Annotated in this window: 17 protein-coding genes; 6 read left to right on the top strand and 11 right to left on the bottom strand. The window is 61.3% G+C overall.

The window, feature by feature from the left end; genetic code table 11:
- Window positions 1–108: 108 nt before the first annotated feature.
- The 5 genes from BG841_RS04055 to BG841_RS04035 form a co-directional block, all read right to left on the bottom strand.
- Window positions 109–1,404: a pyridoxal phosphate-dependent aminotransferase gene (locus BG841_RS04055; protein ID WP_070058675.1), complete on the bottom strand. Its 1,296-nt coding sequence runs from the start codon at window positions 1,402–1,404 to the stop codon at window positions 109–111.
- Between the two features lie 88 nt (window positions 1,405–1,492).
- On the bottom strand, window positions 1,493–2,725 hold the full coding sequence (locus BG841_RS04050; protein ID WP_228141591.1) for a substrate-binding domain-containing protein: 1,233 nt from the start codon (window positions 2,723–2,725) through the stop codon (window positions 1,493–1,495).
- Window positions 2,726–2,895: 170 nt separating this feature from the next.
- Window positions 2,896–3,219: a DUF3301 domain-containing protein gene (locus BG841_RS04045; protein ID WP_070058674.1), complete on the bottom strand. Its 324-nt coding sequence runs from the start codon at window positions 3,217–3,219 to the stop codon at window positions 2,896–2,898.
- Between the two features lie 117 nt (window positions 3,220–3,336).
- Window positions 3,337–6,426, bottom strand: coding sequence for an efflux RND transporter permease subunit (locus BG841_RS04040; protein ID WP_070056482.1), 3,090 nt, complete (start codon window positions 6,424–6,426; stop codon window positions 3,337–3,339).
- Window positions 6,426–7,538, bottom strand: coding sequence for an efflux RND transporter periplasmic adaptor subunit (locus BG841_RS04035; RefSeq protein WP_070056481.1), 1,113 nt, complete (start codon window positions 7,536–7,538; stop codon window positions 6,426–6,428). The genes BG841_RS04040 and BG841_RS04035 overlap by 1 nt, the downstream gene beginning before the upstream one ends.
- Window positions 7,539–7,791: 253 nt before the next feature.
- Here BG841_RS04035 and BG841_RS04030 point away from each other — a divergent pair, with 253 nt between their 5' ends.
- A complete protein-coding gene (locus BG841_RS04030; RefSeq protein ID WP_070056480.1) occupies window positions 7,792–8,277 on the top strand; it encodes a molecular chaperone DnaJ in 486 nt (161 codons plus the stop codon).
- Window positions 8,278–8,284: 7 nt separating this feature from the next.
- Here the strand turns inward: BG841_RS04030 and BG841_RS04025 are convergent, their stop codons facing one another.
- Window positions 8,285–9,058 carry a secretin N-terminal domain-containing protein gene (locus tag BG841_RS04025; RefSeq protein WP_070056479.1) on the bottom strand — a complete coding sequence of 258 codons (774 nt, stop codon included), beginning with the start codon at window positions 9,056–9,058 and terminating at the stop codon, window positions 8,285–8,287.
- Between the two features lie 337 nt (window positions 9,059–9,395).
- Here BG841_RS04025 and BG841_RS04020 point away from each other — a divergent pair, with 337 nt between their 5' ends.
- Window positions 9,396–10,454 (top strand): 3-deoxy-7-phosphoheptulonate synthase, encoded by a 1,059-nt coding sequence (locus tag BG841_RS04020; protein WP_070058673.1) that lies wholly within the window; start codon window positions 9,396–9,398, stop codon window positions 10,452–10,454.
- Between the two features lie 223 nt (window positions 10,455–10,677).
- On the opposite strand, the gene BG841_RS04015 is transcribed toward BG841_RS04020, so the two are convergent.
- A complete protein-coding gene (locus BG841_RS04015; RefSeq protein ID WP_070056478.1) occupies window positions 10,678–11,328 on the bottom strand; it encodes a LysE family transporter in 651 nt (216 codons plus the stop codon).
- 191 nt (window positions 11,329–11,519) lie between these two features.
- On the opposite strand from BG841_RS04015, the gene BG841_RS04010 reads away from it, so the two are divergent.
- From BG841_RS04010 to BG841_RS04000, 3 genes are read left to right on the top strand one after another with little or no spacing between them, the layout of a single operon-like run.
- Window positions 11,520–12,257 carry a glutathione peroxidase gene (locus BG841_RS04010; protein WP_070056477.1) on the top strand — a complete coding sequence of 246 codons (738 nt, stop codon included), beginning with the start codon at window positions 11,520–11,522 and terminating at the stop codon, window positions 12,255–12,257.
- A 55-nt stretch (window positions 12,258–12,312) separates the two neighbouring features.
- A complete protein-coding gene (locus BG841_RS04005; RefSeq protein ID WP_070056476.1) occupies window positions 12,313–13,755 on the top strand; it encodes a dihydrolipoyl dehydrogenase in 1,443 nt (480 codons plus the stop codon).
- Between the two features lie 58 nt (window positions 13,756–13,813).
- Complete coding sequence (locus BG841_RS04000) at window positions 13,814–14,287, top strand: Dps family protein (RefSeq protein ID WP_070056475.1); 474 nt, start codon at window positions 13,814–13,816, stop codon at window positions 14,285–14,287.
- A gap of 136 nt (window positions 14,288–14,423) precedes the next feature.
- On the opposite strand, the gene BG841_RS03995 is transcribed toward BG841_RS04000, so the two are convergent.
- The 3 genes from BG841_RS03995 to BG841_RS03985 form a co-directional block, all read right to left on the bottom strand.
- Window positions 14,424–15,713, bottom strand: coding sequence for a TRAP transporter large permease (locus BG841_RS03995; RefSeq protein WP_070056474.1), 1,290 nt, complete (start codon window positions 15,711–15,713; stop codon window positions 14,424–14,426).
- On the bottom strand, window positions 15,710–16,255 hold the full coding sequence (locus BG841_RS03990) for a TRAP transporter small permease subunit (protein ID WP_070056473.1): 546 nt from the start codon (window positions 16,253–16,255) through the stop codon (window positions 15,710–15,712). Before BG841_RS03990 ends, BG841_RS03995 begins: the two co-directional genes overlap by 4 nt.
- Window positions 16,256–16,359: 104 nt before the next feature.
- A complete protein-coding gene (locus BG841_RS03985) occupies window positions 16,360–17,436 on the bottom strand; it encodes a TRAP transporter substrate-binding protein (RefSeq protein WP_070056472.1) in 1,077 nt (358 codons plus the stop codon).
- Window positions 17,437–17,617: 181 nt separating this feature from the next.
- Here BG841_RS03985 and BG841_RS03980 point away from each other — a divergent pair, with 181 nt between their 5' ends.
- Complete coding sequence (locus BG841_RS03980) at window positions 17,618–18,070, top strand: DUF302 domain-containing protein (protein WP_070056471.1); 453 nt, start codon at window positions 17,618–17,620, stop codon at window positions 18,068–18,070.
- A 44-nt stretch (window positions 18,071–18,114) separates the two neighbouring features.
- Here the strand turns inward: BG841_RS03980 and BG841_RS03975 are convergent, their stop codons facing one another.
- Window positions 18,115–18,870, bottom strand: coding sequence for a phasin family protein (locus BG841_RS03975; RefSeq protein ID WP_070056470.1), 756 nt, complete (start codon window positions 18,868–18,870; stop codon window positions 18,115–18,117).
- Between the last annotated feature and the right edge of the window lie 69 nt (window positions 18,871–18,939).

Raw genomic sequence — 18,939 nt, 5'->3', positions numbered from 1 at the left:
AGTACGGTTACCGGCTCTGACAAAGGCGCGGTCTGGAGCACTTATGGAACCACCCCGCCAACGGCTCTGCAAGTGTGGCGCTGTCCAGGCGGGCCACCGGGCTGCGGCTCAGAGGTTGCCCAACCAGGTTTCCAGCTTGTCCATGGCCAGCACCAGGCGCGGGCAGGCTTGCTTGACGAACGCTTCATCCAGTTGCTGGTCGGCGTAGTCGTTGGCAGCCAGCTCCAGAGCGCCCGCGCCATCAAAGTCCACGAACGCCAGTCGGGCCGCCAGATGATCGGGCATAAAGCCGAAATCACTGGCGGGCAGCACCGCAATGCCGGTGTCTTCCAGCAACGCGGTGCACAGGGCGGCGCTGGTTTTGATGTCGTGTTTGGCCAGGGCGTCGCGGAATTTGGAGAACTCCGGAAACAGATAGAACGCACCTTCGGGCTGTTGGGCCGTGGCCCCGGCAAAGGTCAGACGCAGGTGCAGGTAGTCGCCAATGGCCTGCAGGATCCGGCGGGAATGGGTTAAATAGGCATCGATCTCCGCTCCGCCATCAAACGCGGTAATGGCGGCATATTGCGTCGGGGCACTGGTGGAGGTGTAGGTCTCGCTGGCGATGATGGCCATGGCATCCTGCAAGGGGCGCAATTCCGACGGGAAAATAAAGGTACCCAGCCGCCAGCCGCCGGCCCCGGCCCACTTGCTCAGGCCGGTGCTGATGATGGTGCCTTCGGGGTAATAGCGGGCAATCGATTTGTGCTGCCCCTTGAAGTGCATTTCGCCGTATATTTCATCCGACAACAAGATCAGTTTGTACTTGCGGGCCACATTGGCGATGGCCAGCAGCTGTTCGTCGGTGTAGGTGCAGCCGGTTGGGTTGGACGGGTAGTTCAGAATCAGGATGCGCGGCCGGGTGGCGTCGTCACGACAGACGATGTCCAGTTCTTCCGCCGTGAGCTGCCAGTTGTTTCTGGCGTGGGTTGGCAGCCAGTGGACGGAGCGGCCGATGATGCGCGCCTGTGGGGCGTAGGACACCCAGCTGGGACGCGGAATCAGCAGGTCCCCGTAATAGGCCAGCTGCAGAATAAACAACAGTTCTTTGGACCCCGGGCCAATCAGTACGTCTTCCCAGGTGCAGCGCATGCGCTCGCTGCGATTGATGTAGCCAGCGATGGATTCGCGCAGGGCGCGCAGCCCTTTGACCGGCAGATAGTCTTTCTCATGGGCGTGTTCCCGCATGGCGGCCACTATGCTCTCCGGGACTGGAAACGGCGATTGCCCCAGACCCAGTTTGATGATGTCCCGGCCTTCCCGGCGCAGCTGGTTGCTGAGCTCGTTGATGCGCAGGGTGGCGGAAGGCTGGATGCCGCGAACGTTCAGGTTGATTGCAACGTGGTGATCGTGGGGAATATTCATGGGGTCCATCTGCAGCTAGTGGTCAGTGTCCCCCGAGTATAGGAAACCCGCGGTGGCCGCGGGGTAGGCATTTGCCGAGGGGCGAGGCTCAGGGTTTCACCCAGACTTCAACCCGGCCGTTGCGGCTGGCACCGTTAACCCCGCCGGCACTGCCAACCGGCAGGTAGTGGCCGTAACCGGTGTATGCCACGGCGGTGGCGCCCTCCTGACGCAGCGCCTTGCTGACCGACAGGGCACGGAGTTCCGAGATCATCTGGGCCCGCAACTCGTCGTTCTGCTGGTCTGCAAAGCCAATCAGCAGCAGGTCTGCGCTGCTCTTGTTGTGTTGCTGAAGGTAATTTACCACCCGCCGCAGATCGCGCTTTGCCTTGTTGTCGAGTTGAGTGCGGCCGCGGGCGAAGCGGAAGTTCACGCTCAGGCGCAGGTAGTTGCGGGTCAGTGACTGAAAGGACGGGGGCACGCGGTCATCGTGAGTCGCAGGGAACGCGACCGGGGTCTGCGCAATAAAGCCGGACTGGGCCACCAGCCGCTGGCCGGCATCACTCTGGCTGAACTCGATGAAGTCCGTCACCAGTTTGTCCGGGTGCTGGCCGGAGGTGTACAAATACAGGCGCCGCGCCAGCGGGTAGTCTTCACTGGCCAGGGTGAGCTGGTTGGGGATCAGCGCCGGAGCCATGCCGTCAGACACTGCCGCCAGTTTGCTGTTGCCTACCGAAGCCAGTCCGACAAAACCAATGCCCGCAGGGTCGCGGCTGACGTCGTCGGACAACCGGTCATTGGCTGAATATCGCAATGCCTGCTCATGCAGCGCGTAGCGGTCGCCCAGCACCAGACTTTGGAAGGTGTCCCAGGTGCCGGAATGCTCGTCCCGGGCGTACAGCCGGATGGCACGGTCCGGTCCGCCCAGGCTGGCCCAGTTGCTGATCTGCCCGGAAAAAATCCGCGCCAGGGTGTCCATGCTGAACTGCGCTACGGGATTGGACGGGTGCACCACAATGGCCAGGCCATCAATGGCGAGTATGTGTTCGCTGACCGGCGAGGACAGGTCTGCCCTGTGGGCGAGTGCGGCAATTTCGCGGGCGTTGACCGGCCGGGAGGACGCCCAGACATCCGCGTCCTCTGCAGCGAGGGCGTGAAATCCGGTGCTGGAGCCGCGGGCGGCCACCAACACCGAGACCGGCTGACCGTCGATGCGGGTGGATAAGTGATGTTCGTTGCGGTGCGTCCGCGGCCGGCTGGTGACCGGCTGGCCGCCCCGGTGTTGCAGAAAAGCGCTCACCAGCCGGGGGGTCCAGCGTGGCACCGACGGTGTTGGAGCCATGAATGGTCAGGTCATGGGCGCCAGCAAGCCCGGGCAGCACAAGACTGAAGAGCCAGAAACGGCTGGCGCGACGGAATACGGATAGCATCGAGTGTCCTTACGAGTCGTCTGGGAGCATGCCGCCAGCATGCGACAGTTGTATGACAGTAAGGTTGCAGCCGGGTAATAAGTTACGGGTGGTCGCTGAAACGGTGGGGTTGCAGTTCCATGTGCTCGATGCGTTGCCCCAGCATGATGACCTGGCCGACGTAGCGCTCCTCGCCGGTGGAGGTGAAATCGAACAGAAAGCGCCGCCACACCCGCCATTGCCCCTGCGGGTCGCGTTTTACCCAGATGCCCCGCAGGTACACGGCATCGTCCAGCAGCATGACGTCCATCTTCTTGCAGTATGCTTTGGCGGCCGTTCTGACAAAGTCCTGAATGGCTTTGGCCCGCCACCAGTACCAGATCACGAAGCCGGAAACGAAGAGCCAGAAAAGGGTGCCGAGAGTCACGGTAACAAAGCGCCAAGGTTGCTGCTGGAACCCCAAGCCTACACCATTCTGCCCGCCACCAACATCCAGCCCGCCGGGCGAAGCGGGACCGAGCCCCGCCCCGCCGAGCGCCCCGACTTAAACGCCGGGGCGCGCGGCGGGATGGGCGTGTGCGTCGGGGGCAGTGCCCGTGTGCAAGTCAGGGCGGTGTTGCCGTGCCAGCAGAATGTAGAACGCGGGCAGCACGAACAGGGTGAACAGGGTCCCTATGCCCAGTCCGGCGGTAATGGTGAGCCCGATGGCAAAGCGGCTTTCGGCACCGGGGCCTGTGGCGATCAGCAACGGCACCATGGCGAAAATCAGCGCCAGGGAGGTCATGACGATAGGACGCAACCGGATCGCCGACGCTTCGATGACCGCGTCGCGCTTGCTCAACCCGCGGGTTCGCTGCAGTTGATTGGCGAACTCGACAATCAGTATGCCGTTTTTGGACACCACCCCGATCAGGGTGATCAGACCCACCTGGGTGTAGATGTTCATGGTGGCGAAACCAAGCACGATGAACACCATGGCACCGGCAACCGACATGGGCACGGACACCAGAATGATCAGCGGATCCCGCCAGCTTTCGAATTGCGCCGCCAGCACCAGATAAATCACCAGCAGGGACAGGAAGAAGGTTGCCAGCAACACATTGCCCTGGGAGGCCAGCTGGCGGGATGCGCCGGTGTAGTCGTAACTGAACCCGGGTGGCAGGGCCTCGGCGGCGGTGCGCTCCATGTACGCCATTGCATCACCGGCGGCGACGCCGGGCATCACCACACCCTGCAGGGTGACGGAGTTTTGCTGGTTGAACTGGGTGCGTTGAGACGGCTCCACCAGGTGCTCGAAGCTGATGACGCTGCTCAGGGGCACCAGGGCACCGGTGTCGGTGCGGATGCGGTAATCGTCCAGAGCCGCGGCGGTCAGGCGGAAGTCCCGCTCGACCTGCGGCACCACCTGATAGGAGCGGCCTTCCATGCTGAACCAGTTGATGTAACCGCCGCCCAGCATGCTCGCCATGGTCTGCCCGATGTCTTGCATCGACAAGCCCAGATCGGCCACCCGGTCGCGATCCACTCTGATGCGGGTAACCGGCCGGTCAAAGTTGATCGATTTCTGCAGGAACAGGAAGTTGCCGCTGGCCATGGCCCGGCCGATCATGTCGTTGGCGACCTGATCCAGCTGGTCGTAATCGGCACCGGTGGTGATCACAAACTGGAACGGCAGGCCGCCGCCGGAGGCCGGCAGGGCCGGGGGAGGGAACACCGCTGTCTGCAGCCCGGTGACCTGACTCAGTTCGCGTTGCAGCATCGGCTGCACGTCAAACAGGGTGATCTCCCGCTCGCTCCAGGGCGCCATCTTGAAACCACCAAACACCGCATTGGGGCTGGTGATGCCGATGATCATGAAGTCTTCATGGTAGCCGTCCACGGTGGCCATGCGCGCCTGCACCTCGTCGCCATGTTCCTGCAGGTAGTCCAGCGTGGCGGTTTGTGGGCCCAGCCCCTGATAGAACAGAATGCCCTGATCTTCGGTGGGCGCCAGTTCGGATTGGCTCATCATCACCATAAAATAGATCGACAGCAGCACCACGGTGGCGAAAAACACCACCACGGAGATGGTTTGCATGGTGCTGGACAACAGGTATTGGTAGCCGCGGGCGAGGCGGGTGAACGTGAGCTCGACCCAGCCTTCGAATTTACCCGGGTTGCCATGGGGTTTGAGCACCTTGGCCGACAGCATGGGGGACAGGGTCAGGGCGACGATGCCGGAGATGATGACGGTTCCCGCCAGGGTGAAGGCGAACTCGGTAAACAGCGCGCCCACCAGCCCACCCATGAACCCGATGGGGGCGTACACCGCCACCAGGGTGGTGGTCATGGCGATGATGGGGACGGCCACTTCGCGCGCCCCGTTGATGGCCGCCTCGAAGCGGGATTCACCCGCCTCGATATGGCGGTGGACGTTTTCCACCATGATGATGGCATCGTCCACCACCAGGCCGATGGCGAGCACCATGGACAGCAGGGTCAGCAAATTCAGCGAAAACCCCATCAGCAGCATGAAGAACGCTCCCCCGATGAGGGACAGCGGCACCGCCACGGAGGGGACAATCGCGGCGCGCAGGGAGCCCAGGGTCAGAAACACCACCACCAGCACAATGGCCAGCGCTTCGAGCAGGGTTTTGATGACCTCGCTGATGGAATCGTCAATGAAATCCGAGGCATCGTAAGCCAGCCGCACATTCAGCCCCTGAGGCAGCTGGCGCTCGATGTCTGGCAGTTCGTCCTTCACCAACCGGGCCACGGTCAGCGGGTTGGCTCCCGGTGACAGTTCTATGGCCACATACGTGGCCGGTTGCCCCTTATACAGCGCCAGCTGGTCATAGGATTCAGCACCCAGCTCGACCCGGGCAATGTCCTGCAGGCGAATCAGTGCGCCGTTTTGCTCTTTGACCACCAGACGCTTGAACTGGTCCGGATCGCCCACGTCGGTATCGCTGGTCATGCTGATTTTGGTGTACCTGCCCTCGGTGTTGCCCACGGCGGCCTGATAGTTGTTGCGCAGCAATACATTGACCACTTCCTGGGCAGTCATATCCACCGCCGCCAGACGGTCCGGATCGAGCCACACCCGCAACGCAAACTTGCGGCCAAGCAGGGCGGCTTTGCCCACCCCGGCCAGGGCCTGCAGCTTGGGCTGCACCACCCGGGTCAGGTAATCGGTAATCTGCGGCACCTGCAGATCCGCGCTGTAAAAGGCGATATACATGAGCGCCGTAGAATCACCGGTGGTGGAGGTGATCACGGGGTCCCGGGCACTGGCAGGCAGGACGTTGCGCTGGCTGGCGACTTTGGCCTGGATCTCCGAGAGCGCCGCATTGGCGTCGTAATTTAGCTCCATCTTGGCCTGAATGGTGGACATCCCCTGGGCGCTGGTGGAAATCAGGTAATCGATGCCTTTGGCTTCGGCGATGGCCTGTTGAATGGGGGTGGTGATGAATCCCTTGACCAGCTCCGAACTGGCGCCGGGGTAGGCGGTGGTCACGGTGACGGTGGTGCTCTCCACCAACGGGTATTGGCGGATTTCCATATCCATGGCGGCGCGGGCACCGAGCAACAGGATCAACAGGCTGACCACGGTGGCCAGCACGGGGCGATGGATGAAAATGTCGGTGAAACGCATCACTGGACCGCCTCTTCAACAGCCGACACCGCCGCGGGCGGGGCCTGAATGCTGACCCGCTGGCCGGCCCGCAGCCGCAACAGTCCCTTGGCGACCACCTGATCGTCGACCTGCAGGCCCTCGGTCACTGCGACCCGGCCGTCGCGGACTTCCCCGGTCGTCACCGCCGCGCGGTTTACCACCAGCTCGCCCTGGTCGTCTTCTTCAATCCTGAACACGTAGTCGCCGTAAGTGTTGTAGGAAATGGCCGTCTGCGGCAGGGTCACCACCTCGCGCTGCTCTGGCTGGCGGGTCAGCACGGTGGCAAACATACCGGGTTTCAGGGCCTTGTCCGGGTTGGCCAGGGTTGCCCGGACGCGCACGGTACGGGTTTCGGGGTTGACCGACGTGTTGATGGCACTCACCTTGCCGGTAAAGGGCTGTCCGGGCAGCGCAGCGACGGTCACCACCACGTCATAACCGGTGCGCACCAGCCCCAGATCCTTCTCCGACAGGGTGTAATCGACATAAATGGGGTCGAGCATGTTGATTTCGACAATGGCGGTGCCAGTCGGCAGGTACTGGCCCCGGTCCACCATGCGCAGCCCCAGGGTGCCGTCGAAGGGGGCGCGGATGATTTTTTTGCTCAGCTGGGCTTCGGATTCGTTCACCCGCGCCTGGGCGGCGTCGAAATTGGCCTTGGCTTCATCGAACTGGGATTGCGACACCGCCCGTTTGGGCAGCAGGTTGGCAATGCGCTGGTATTCCTGCTGCGCGAGCACGGCTTCTGCTTTGCGGGTGCTCAGCGAGGCCTCGTCAATAGCGGCGTCCAGACGCAACAACACGTCGCCCTGGCGCACGACATCGCCGGATTCGAAGTGCACCGATTCGACCACCCCGGGCACTTCGTTGGCCACCTCAATGCCGTTGAAGGCTTTCACGCTGCCCACGGCTTTTTTGGCCGGTTGCCAGCGTTCGGCGGTCGCCCGGGTGGCGGACACGACGACCGGGGGCTGCGGTTGCGCGAATTGGGCTTTCAGCTGGCCAAACTGATAAAATTTGTAGCCGAAAATGCCCCCGAACACCACGCCAAGAAACACAAAAACCAGTAAAAAACGGGAGGCTGTTCGCATAGTCGGGGGTCCTGGAGCCGGGTTGAATGAAGCGTGGGGCATCACACCGGGTGTTGCCCGTCGGCGTGGCATGCTACACGCCGACAACCGGGAGCGCCACTGGTAGCGCTGCCAAATCGCGAGGACGGGCGCGGGTATCCCGATGAAAAGTGGCCGCTGCGGCTGAACGGTTGCCGTTTTTGCCCGCCGGTTATGTCAATATAGCAGCGGCGTGTACAGGTGAAAGAAACTCTCATTACGAAAAGGCAGGTTCATGCATTGGATTTTAGGTATCGGGCTGACGATTCTGGTGTTTGTTGTTCTCAAGCGCTGGGGCTCGCTGACCGCCGAGCAGCGCAAACGCACCGTGTGGCAAACGGGGCTTGCGATTGCGGGGGGCGCACTGCTGATCATGGTGCTGACCGGCCGCGTGCACGTGTTGACCGCCGGGGTGGCAGCATTGCTGCCGCTGCTGCGCAAACTTCCGGCGCTGTTGCGCCACTGGCCCACCCTGAGTCGGTTGCTGGGGCAGGGCAACGCGGGGGCGCACCGGGAGCAGTCCCCGGCGCAAACCGCAGCGGGCATGCCCGTGCCGGAAGCCTGTGAAATACTGGGGGTTGACGCCGGCTGTTCGGACGCCGAAGTGGTCGCCGCCCATCGCCGTCTGATCCAGAAGCTCCACCCCGACCGGGGCGGTAATACCTATCTGGCGGCCCGTGTGAATGAAGCCCGGGACGTACTGTTGGGCCGCACCGGCTGAGGCACGTTTACAGCAGGTCGACCCGAACCTGCAACGACCGGTTTTCCCGGTGGTTGCCGCCGGTGCGGTACACCAGGCCCGAGCTGCTTGCGTGGTCCGCCGTCTGCACACTGCCCATGGGCACCCATTCTCCGGGGCTGACCCGGCGGGTGGTCATCAGCGCTTCGGATTCCAGCCCCGGGGCGTCGAGTTCGGGAATGTTGTCGAACGCCAGGATGTTGAGTTCGACTTGTCGCGGCGATATCACCATGGGTTGCACCACAAAGCCACGGCGCACGTCCACGAGATGATACAAGGCTGCGGGGTGTAATCCCCCCTGAACCACCACCGGCAGCCTGCGTATCCGTCCGGCGCTGATATGGGCCAGCTGGCCGTCCTGCATGATCAGCTGTTGTTGATGATTGCGCTGGGTGGCGATGGTTTTTTGGTGGACCTGTACCCCTGGCTGGGTGTTTCTCAGGGTAACCCCTGCCTGCTGGCGTGCGCCCTGCACCTGATGGCTGGTGCGTACCGTGATGCGCAACTGCAGGGGCGCTACATCCATGGTTTCGATCAGCCGTCCCATTTCGTCCAACACCGACGGTTCAGCACGCACCACCAGTTGTTGCCGATGGGCGGTGATGGACGCCTCGGTCGAGGGGTACAGCTGACGAAGCTGGGCCGCCAGGTCGCCGGCCGCACGCTTGTTGAGCTGATAGGTGCGCGCTTCGGGGGCGGCGGCCAGCGGTCCGCCAATACCCATGCTGATCAGCAATAAAAGCCAGACATAGCGCTTGGCCATCAGACCCTCCGAATAAAATAAACCGCGAACCGCTTGCAAACCACGAAGCGTGGGGGATATATTGGTGAGCATGAAGACTGCACACACGCCCTGTCAATTGAATGTTACAACAGCAATCGCAAACCCGATCGCTGCAGGCGCTGGTGTGTTTTTTTGGTGGTTTGGTTATGGCTTTTACTTTAGCCAGAGCCCGGGCCGCCCATAAGCTTTTATCGACCGAACAACGAGGAAGGCAGCCCGGAGCAACATCCAGGCTGCCATCGGAATCAAGAAGCCCCGACTGGTAGCCCAGCCGGGGCTTTTTTGATTCTGACACAGGGAAATGGAACCACTGACCATGAACATGCCATTGAATGTTGACACGCTGGAGGGCGCAAACAGTGCTGCACACACGGGACAGGACGCCGGGATGGTGATGCTGCCGACCCCGGCCGAGTTGCGCCAGCAACTGCCGTTGCCGGCCGCTCTGCAATTGCAAATTCAGCAGCAGCGCCAGGCCGTACGCAACATCCTGGACGGGCAGGACCCGCGTACGCTGATTGTGATCGGCCCGTGTTCGGTACACGATGAGGTCGCCGCGCTGGAGTATGGGAAAAAGCTGGCGGCGCTGGCGGAAGAGGTCAGTGACCGGTTTTTGCTGGTGATGCGTGCCTATCTGGAAAAACCCCGTACCACCGTTGGCTGGAAAGGGTTGCTGTACGATCCGGAACGCAGCGGCCAGGGCGATGTGCATCAGGGGCTGGTGCGCTCCCGGCGCCTGCTGCTGAATCTGGCCAGTCTGGGGTTGCCGCTGGCGACCGAAGCGTTGAGCCCGATGGCCATGGATTACCTGCAGGATCTGGTGAGCTGGACCGCGGTGGGCGCCCGAACCACGGAATCCCAGATTCACCGGGAAATGGTCAGTGGTCTGGCCATGCCGACGGGGTTCAAGAACGGCACCGATGGCGGCATTGAGGTGGCCATCAATGCGATGAAATCTGCCGCCCATGGCCATCACCGGCTGGGCCACAGCGCCGACGGCCGTCCCGCGATGATCACCACCACCGGCAACGCCAACACCCATCTGGTGCTGCGGGGTGGGCGCGGACTCACCAACTACGACGCCGCCAGTATTGACCAGGCCGTAGCCGCGCTGAGCGCCCGTGGCGTGTCGACCGCGATCATGGTCGACTGCAGCCACGACAATGCGCGCAAACAGGCCGAGCGTCAGGTCGACATAGCCCGCGAAGTCATGGCGCAGAAATACGCGGGCAACACCAGCATTCGCGCGCTCATGCTGGAAAGTTTCCTGGAACCGGGGCGTCAGGATGATCATGATGATTTGCTCTATGGCTGCTCCATCACCGACCCTTGCATTGGCTGGGCGCAGACCGAGGCGTTGCTGCGCAGCCTGTGACGGGCCCCGCGGGACGCTCCTGACATGGGGCCTGCCGTCGACCCCCTTCCCTGGGGGGCTATCAGCTGCAGAACCGGCTTGCCGGGCGACGGAGTTCACCGTCGCTGCTGCCGGTAGCGTACCCTGGATCGACCCATGCACCCTTCTGGAACAGCGCCAGGGTGCGACTCTTCGCCGGTTGCAGGTCCAAATCCGGAAAACTGCGCATCAACCGGCGGGCACCTCAGGGGTTGCCGTCAGATTCTCCCGCCACCGTGGACAGCAGCAGCTGCCCCGCGAGAAGCAGCAGTACTCCGCCCATGATCCGGTCGAGCCAGTGACCAAAGCGATTAAATCCACGCCGTATCTGAGGCAAGGTGAAGAAACTGGCCACCAGTAAAAACCACAGACAGGTCGCCAGCGTCATGTAGAGGCCATAGGCGGCCTGTATCAGGATCGGCGTGGCCGGACTGATGATGACGGAGAACAGGGAGACAAAAAACAGCGTGGCTTTCGGGTTCAGGGCGTTGGTCAGGAACCCGAGCCGGAAGGCGGCCAGCGGCGTTTGTTGCGGCCCCTCGTGCGCTGCTACGTAGATACCTCCGGGTTTGGCCCGAAAGCATTGCAGCGCAATCCAGGTCAGGTACAGCGCCCCCACCGTTTTGAGAATGCTGAACAGCAACAGCGATTGCTGGATGATCAGCCCGATGCCCAGCAGGGAATAACCAATGTGTACCAGCAAACCGACGCTGATGCCGGTCGCCGTCAGATAGGCATTGCGCCGGCTCTGATAGAGCGCCTGCCGGATCATGACGGCAAAATCCGGCCCCGGGCTGGCCACCGCCAGCAAATGAACAACGACGACGGTTAAAAACTCTGGCCAATAACTTTGCATGATCGACGGGGCTCTATACTGAAAACGGTAAGGATAAAGCCCACCGACGCAATTGTCGCGCGAAAAAACGGTCTCCGGCGACTTTTAGGGAAAAATAATCGCAAGGATAGTTATTGTAAAATTTAACTATAGGTGAGGTTTCGATATGGTTTGCATATCGAAACGCAAGCCATGAACCGAAGGAATCAAACATGCTGGCATCTTCAGAAGGTAAGCAAGTCCCCCAAGTCACCTTTCCCATTCGCCGTGACAACGAGTGGCGCAAGATAACCACTGACGAACTGTTTGCACAGCAAACGGTGGTGTTGTTTGCGCTGCCGGGGGCGTTCACGCCCACCTGTTCGAGCACCCACCTGCCCCGTTACAACGAGCTGGCGCCGGTGTTCAAAGAGCTGGGCGTAGACCGGGTGATCTGTCTGTCGGTGAACGATCCCTTTGTGATGCAGTCCTGGGCGGAAGATCAGCACGCAGACAACATCGAGTTTATTCCCGATGGCAATGGTGAATTTTCACGGGCCATGGGCATGCTGGTCAACAAGCAGGAGCTGGGGTTTGGTGACCGCAGCTGGCGCTACTCCATGCTGGTGAGTAATGGCACCATTGAAAAAATGTTCATCGAGCCGGACCAGCCAGGCGATCCGTTCGAAGTATCGGACGCCGATACCATGCTGCACTACATCAAGCCGGATGTGTCCCTGCCGGCGCGGGTGAGTCTGTTCACCAAACCGGGCTGCCCCCATTGTGCCCGGGCCAAAACGCTGTTGCAGGATCGGGGTTATCGGTTTGAGGAAATCAAACTGGGTGCCGGCGGGCTGTCCTACAGCACCTTGCAGGCGGTCACCGGACAGGGCACCACCCCTCAGGTCTTTATCGATGGCCAGCGGGTGGGCGGTGCTGACGAGCTGGAAGCCTTGTTGGCCGGCCGGTGATTCGCCGGCCACCGGTCACGGACGGGGTCAAGCGGCCCTTCACGGGGAGGTAAGCATGGACAAAAGAACGGTTGATGTCGCAATAATCGGGGCCGGAACGGCCGGGATGGGCGCTTACCGGGCCGCCCGCCGCTACACCGACAATCTGGTGATCATTGAAGGTGGCGCCTACGGCACCACCTGCGCCCGGGTGGGGTGCATGCCCAGCAAGTTGCTGATCGCCGCGGCCGATGCCGCCCACGGCATGGACCGGGCCGAGGTGTTCGGCGTGACCGCCGGGAAGGTTAGCGTCGACGGCCGGGCGGTGATGGCGCGGGTCAGGCGCGAGCGGGACCGGTTCGTCGGCTTTGTGCTGGACGCGGTGGAAGACTTTCCAGCCGCGCACCGGGTCCGGGGGCAGGTGCGCTTTCTTGACAGCCAGCGGTTGCTGGTGGACGAGCGCCTGGAGATTCAAGCCGAACGCGTGGTCATTGCCACCGGCTCGCGCCCCCACATTCCGGATGCCCTCACGGGGGCCGGCGACCGCCTGATAGTCAATGACGACATTTTTGAGTGGGATGACCTGCCAGCGTCCGTGGCCGTGTTCGGCCCCGGGGCCATTGGCCTCGAACTGGGGCAGGCATTGAGTCGGCTGGGGGTAAGGGTGCGGATGTTCGGCGTGGGCGGTGCCGTGGGGCCGATCCGGGACCCCGCCGTTCGTGACTGCGCGCTGCAAGCCTTCAATGAAGAGTTCCCGCTGGACCCGGACGCCAAGGTCAACCAGATCCGCCGGACCGCGAAGGGGGTGGAAATCACCTTCGAGGATCGGGAACAAGGAGAACGGAGCGAAACCTTCGATTATGTGCTGGCGGCCACCGGACGTCGCCCCAACGTGGACAGCCTCGACCTTCACAAGGCAGACCTGCCGCTGGATGAACGGGGGGCGCCCCGATTCGACCGGTACACCATGCGCTGCGGTGATCGCCCGGTGTTTATCGCCGGCGACGCCAACAACGAACTGCCGCTGTTACATGAAGCGGCGGACGAGGGCCGTATTGCCGGCACCAATGCGGGCAAATACCCGGAGGTCCGCGCCGGTCTGCGCCGCACGCCCCTCGGGGTGGTGTTTACCGACCCGCAGATGGCGACGGTCGGCCTGAGTCTTGAGGAAGTCGATGCACGCTGCCGAGGCTGTTTTGCGGTCGGCGAAGTGTCCTTTGAAGACCAGGGGCGCAGCCGGGTCATCGGCAAAAACAAAGGGTTGCTGCGGGTTTACGGCGAGCAGGGCAGCGGTTTGTTTCTGGGCGCCGAAATGTTTGGCCCCGCGGCGGAACATATCGGTCACCTGCTGGCCTGGGCGGCGCAACAGCGTATGACGGTCAGCGAGATGCTGGACATGCCGTTCTATCACCCGGTGATCGAAGAAGGCGTGCGCACCGCGTTGCGCGCTCTCAACCATAACCTGAATATCGGCCCCGAGCTGGTCGAACGCTGTCTGGATTGCGGCCCGGGGGCCTGATTCCAAGACAGACAAGACGAACCTGTACACTGGTAAAACCGTCAAGGAGACACACCTCATGAGTACCAATTTTATCGGTCTGGACACTGCCAAAACCCGACAGCTGGCGGATGCACTGAATGAGTTATTGTCGAACTATCAGGTGTTCTACATGAACGTGCGCGGTTATCACTGGAACATCAAAGGTGAGAACTTTTTCGAACTGCACGATAAATTTGAAGAGTTGTACAACGACTTACTGCTCAAAATAGATGAGATCGCCGAGCGTGTGCTGACCCTCGGACACCGCCCGGCGCACGCCTACAGCAGCTACATTGACGCATCGGACATTCCCGAGCGGAAAGATGTGTCCGAGGGGCGCACGGCGGTGGAAAACATCACCGACAGCTTTGCCAAACTGATTGGCAAGCAACGGGCGTTGCTGACATTGGCGGGTGACGCCAACGATGAAGGCACCGTGGCCCTGATGAGCGAGTACATCTCGCAGCAAGAGAAAACCGTGTGGATGTACCGGAGCTTTTTGGGGCAGTAACGGACGCTCTGCAACCGATGGAAACACAACGACGGCGACCTGAGAGTCGCCGTCGTTGTGTGACGCCCTGCGGGTGAGCGCGCGGGAACAAAAAAACGCCCCCCTCCGGGCGACGGGCCCACAGAGGGGGACGGATTCAACTGCTCATGCCGAACCAGGACGGGAAGATAAAGAGCATCAACACCACCACCACCTGCAACAGGATGAATGGCATCACCCCGCGATAGATGTCGCTGGTGGCGACGCTGGGCGGCGATACCCCCTTCAGGTAAAACAGGCTGAAGCCAAACGGCGGAGTCAGAAAGCTGGTCTGCAAATTCATCGCGATCAGGATGGCAAACCACAGCATGTTGATGCCCAGAGCCTCCGCCACCGGGGCCAGGATAGGCACAACGATGAACGAGATCTCGACAAAATCGATAAAGAACCCGAGGATCAGAATCACCAGCATGGCGAGAATCAAAAAGCCCCACTTTTCACCCGGCAGTTGCAGCATCCATTCTTCCAGCAGGTAGTCGCCCCCACTGTAGCTGAACACCATCGAGAAGGCGGTGGCACCGATGAGAATGGCGAACACCATGGCGGTGACCTTGACCGTGTCCCGGGCGCTGTCCCACATCATCTGGAAGCTGAACTGGCGGTAGGCAATCGCCAGTACCAGCGCGCCAATGCCGCCGAGCGCGGAGGATTCGGTGGGTGTGGCAATGCCGGTGAATATAGACCCCAACACAATCACAATCAGTGCCAGGGGGGGAATGATCGCCAGCAGAGCCGAGGCTATCTGTTGTTTGCGGCTGACGTCCAACTCTTCTTCCATGGCGGGCGCCATGTCCGGTTTCAGCCGGGTGAGCACCAGAATATACACGATATAGAGGGCAATCAGCACGATGCCGGGCATGACGGCTGCCTTGAACAGGTCGCCCACCGGCAACCCCAGCACGTCTCCGAGTATGATGAGAATGATGGAGGGCGGGACTATCTGCCCGAGGGTCCCGGAGGCACAGATGGTGCCGCAGGCCAGCCGCTTGTCGTACCGATGGGCCAGCATCACCGGCAGTGAAATCAGCCCCATGGCGACCACACTGGCACCGACCACACCGGTGGAGGCGGCCAGCAGGGCACCCACCAGAATGGTGGAGATGGCCAGCCCGCCGGGCAGCCCGCCAAACAAACGCCCCATGGAGGTCAGCAACTGCTCGGCCAGCTTGGTGCGTTGCAGCACCACGCCCATGAAGATAAACAGCGGCACCGCCATCATTACCGTATTCTGCATGATGCTCATAATGCGAAAGGGCATGAAGGCAAACAGGTCAGGGCCTTCGGCGATCAGGCCAAACACCAGGGCGACGCCCCCGAAGGTAAAGGCCACCGGAAACCCCCACATCAACATCAGCAGGGCGGCGCCGAACATAATGATTCCGATCATGCCAGACCCCCTTTGCTGGTTTCGCTGTCGTAGGTTTTTTCACCGCTGAGTACGCGGATGGCGTAAGTTGCCATGCCCAGGCCACTGGTGGCAATAAACGCTGCCGAGATCGGGATCAGGGATTTGATGATCCAGCGGTAGGGCAGCCCACCAGGGTCGCCGCTGCCCTCCTGCAGAGCGTAGGACTCCAGGGTAAAACCGTAGCCGTAATAACCGATGAGCCAGGCAAACGGGATCACGAAACAGAGCCCGCCCACCAGATTGATCCACGCCTTGGTGGGGCTGGTCCAGCGGTCATAAAAGACATCCACACGCACGTGACCGTCGGTACGCAGGGCGTAGGGGATGCCCAGCAAAAATACCGTGGCGTAGAGGTGCCACTCCATTTCCTGCATCGCAATGGACACGTCATTGAACAGGTAACGGGCCACCACGTCATAGAACACATTGAACAACATCAACAACATGGCCGCGCAGGCGAACCAGCCGCAAAAAGTGGACAAGCGGGCCAGGCCGTTATCCAGTTTGATGATCCAATACATCGAGCATCCTTTGGCTGGGGCAGTATCAGCCGTTTTGAAGTTGGGTTAACTACAAGACCGGAACCGCTTGGGGAGCGGCTCCGGTCTGATAAGCCAGAATGTATTTACTGTAATTCCGCCATCGTGTCCAGGTAGGCCCGGTCAGCAATGTTGGTGTAAGTGCGGGCATCTTTGAGGTATTGGGCCTGGGAGTCAACAATACGTTTGGCGAGGTCGTCCCGTTCAGCCGCCTCGGCCAGCAGTTTCCGGTTCGCCTCCGCCATGGCCTCAATGACATCGTCCGGGAAGGTTTTTACCTTGATGTTGGGGTGTTCCTGCTGGATCGACGCCCAGGCTTTGGCGTTTTCATGCATCGACATCATCAGCATGTCGTATGCCGCGGTGCGCATGGCGACCCGCAGAATTTCCTGTAAATCCGCCGGCAGCTTGTCCCAGACCTTTTGGTTCACCAAAAATTGCAACTCCGTGGCCGGTTCGTGCCAGCCGGTGTAATAGTAATCGGCTATTTGCTGGAAGCCCAAACGCAGATCCAGCGCCGGACCTACCCATTCGACGGCATCGATGGTGCCCCGTTCGAGCGCGGTATACAACTCGCCGGGGGGAATGTTGGTGGGGTTGACGCCCACGCCGGCGAATACCTCACCGGCAAATCCCGGAATGCGCATTTTCAGACCCTGCAGATCCTCCAGTGAGTTGATTTCCTCGCGGAACCAGCCCCCCATCTGAATGCCGGTGTTGCCACCGGGAAACGACAGCATATTGTGGGGTTGATAGACCTCCTGCATGAGCTCCATGCCACCGCCGTAATAGAACCACGCGTACTGTTCCTGAGCGGTCATGCCAAAAGGCATGCTGGTGAAAAACAGGGTGTTCGGAACCTTGCCCTTCCAGTAATAAGAGGCCGAGTGCCCCATGTCGTACTGACCGGCTTTGACCATATCAAACACCCCGAAAGGCGCCTTGTGCTTGTTGGCCGAATCGATCCGGATGGTGAGCCGGCCATCGGACATGGTGTTGACCATGGTCGCCAGACTTTTGGTGGTGTCGCCAAAAATCGGAAAGTTGGGTCCCCAGGTCTCCGCGAGACGGAGCGTGAATTTATCCTGGGCGAATGCCTGCGGGCTGGACAGGGCGGCCACCAGAACCCAGGTTGCGGTGGCTAACGCGATACGAATATTCATTGCTGAGTCATCCTCGGTGGTTGTTGTCAAACGCCAGACCGAAATGCAATATGGTCAAGAAGTGTGCAGTTTGGGCTGCCTTCTCTATGGTTTAGTTTGCTTTGCTACATTAATCCAGACTGTGGTGCGGAGCTCAGGCGCCTGAGGTATTCATCAACCCCGCAAAGAAAAGGACAAAACCATGCGTACGTTCGTGGTGACAATGAGCGGATTAATGTGTCTGGCGCCCTTGGCGGGAGCTTCGGAGGGCGTGGTGTCCATCCCCAGTCCATACAGCGTCAGCGCGACCGCAGACCGGCTGGAGGGCAAGCTGAAAGAGCAAGGCATGACCGTGTTTGCCCGGGTGAGGCATTCACAGGGGGCGAAAGATGCGGGTCTGACCCTGCGCCCCACCGAGCTGGTGTTGTTTGGCAACCCCAAGGTAGGCACACCCCTGATGCAGTGTCAGCAACAGATCGCGATAGACCTGCCGCAGAAAGCACTGATCTGGGAAGACGCTGACGGGAAGGTCTGGTTCAGCTATAACGATCCGGAGTATTTGGTGCGCCGCCATGGTGTGCAGGGGTGTGACGAGGTGGTGGGTAAAGTGCGGGGTGCGCTCGGCCGGTTTGCCGAGGCCGCCACTGCCAGGTAGCGCAGCCCCGGGTTGCACGATTGATCCCTGCCGGCGCCCTGTGATCAGTGACCGGGTTTCGGCTCAGGCGCGCCAGGTGCCGGAGCGGTTGCGGCGGTCTGTCCGGAGGCTTCCGGTGCCTTCTGGGAAGGTTTGGGTGCGGGCGCGGCCGCAGGTGCGGTGTGCTTGGCGGCCTTCGGCGCGGACACCGGGTTTGGTGCCTTGTTTTCTACCGGGGAGGGCGCAGTGACGGCGGCTTGTGGACCACTGCCCCCGGTCTTCGGTGCGCGCGTTATCGCTTGGGACGCACTTGGGGCGCTCTGTGGGGAACGGGTTGGCGCTTTCGGGGTGCTGGGGGCGCTTTGCGGTGCGGTTGCCGCCGCTTGGGCAGGACTTTTGGCGGATTTGGGGGCGGATTTCCTGGTCGCGCGCTTGGTGGTTTTAGGCGTTTTTGCGCTGCCTTTTGGCTTGGTGGCTGGCGCCTTGGGGGTGTCGCTGGCGGGGATGCTCAGTGCAAGCTGGGGCTGCACCGCTTCGCCGGCGGTCACCTGAGGAGCGGACCACAGACGGCTGGCCTCGGCACTGGCGGCAACCACTTTGATGGCCAGACTGCTGACCAAAGCGGTCTGCAGATTCAGCGCCTCTGCCCAGTCCCTTTGCGCGGCCAGTTGTTGGGCGTAAGTCAGGCTCTCGCCGACCATGTCAGCCACGAGCGCAGTGTGCTGTTTGTGCAATTGGTTCAGCAGGTGCGCCTGGCAGGCGAACAGCTGGTTGGCAGAGTGCAAGGATTCGCGGTACTGATCGGTCATGGTGGTAAGCATGGGCGGTGTCCCTTGGATATTGGGTTAACGGAAGCCTGGTGCTGGCAATGCTGTGGCGCAGCAATTCAC

Source organism: Marinobacter sp. X15-166B (assembly GCF_001752365.1).
Taxonomy (GTDB): Bacteria; Pseudomonadota; Gammaproteobacteria; order Pseudomonadales; family Oleiphilaceae; genus Marinobacter.
This window is presented reverse-complemented; position numbering and strand designations above follow the sequence as displayed.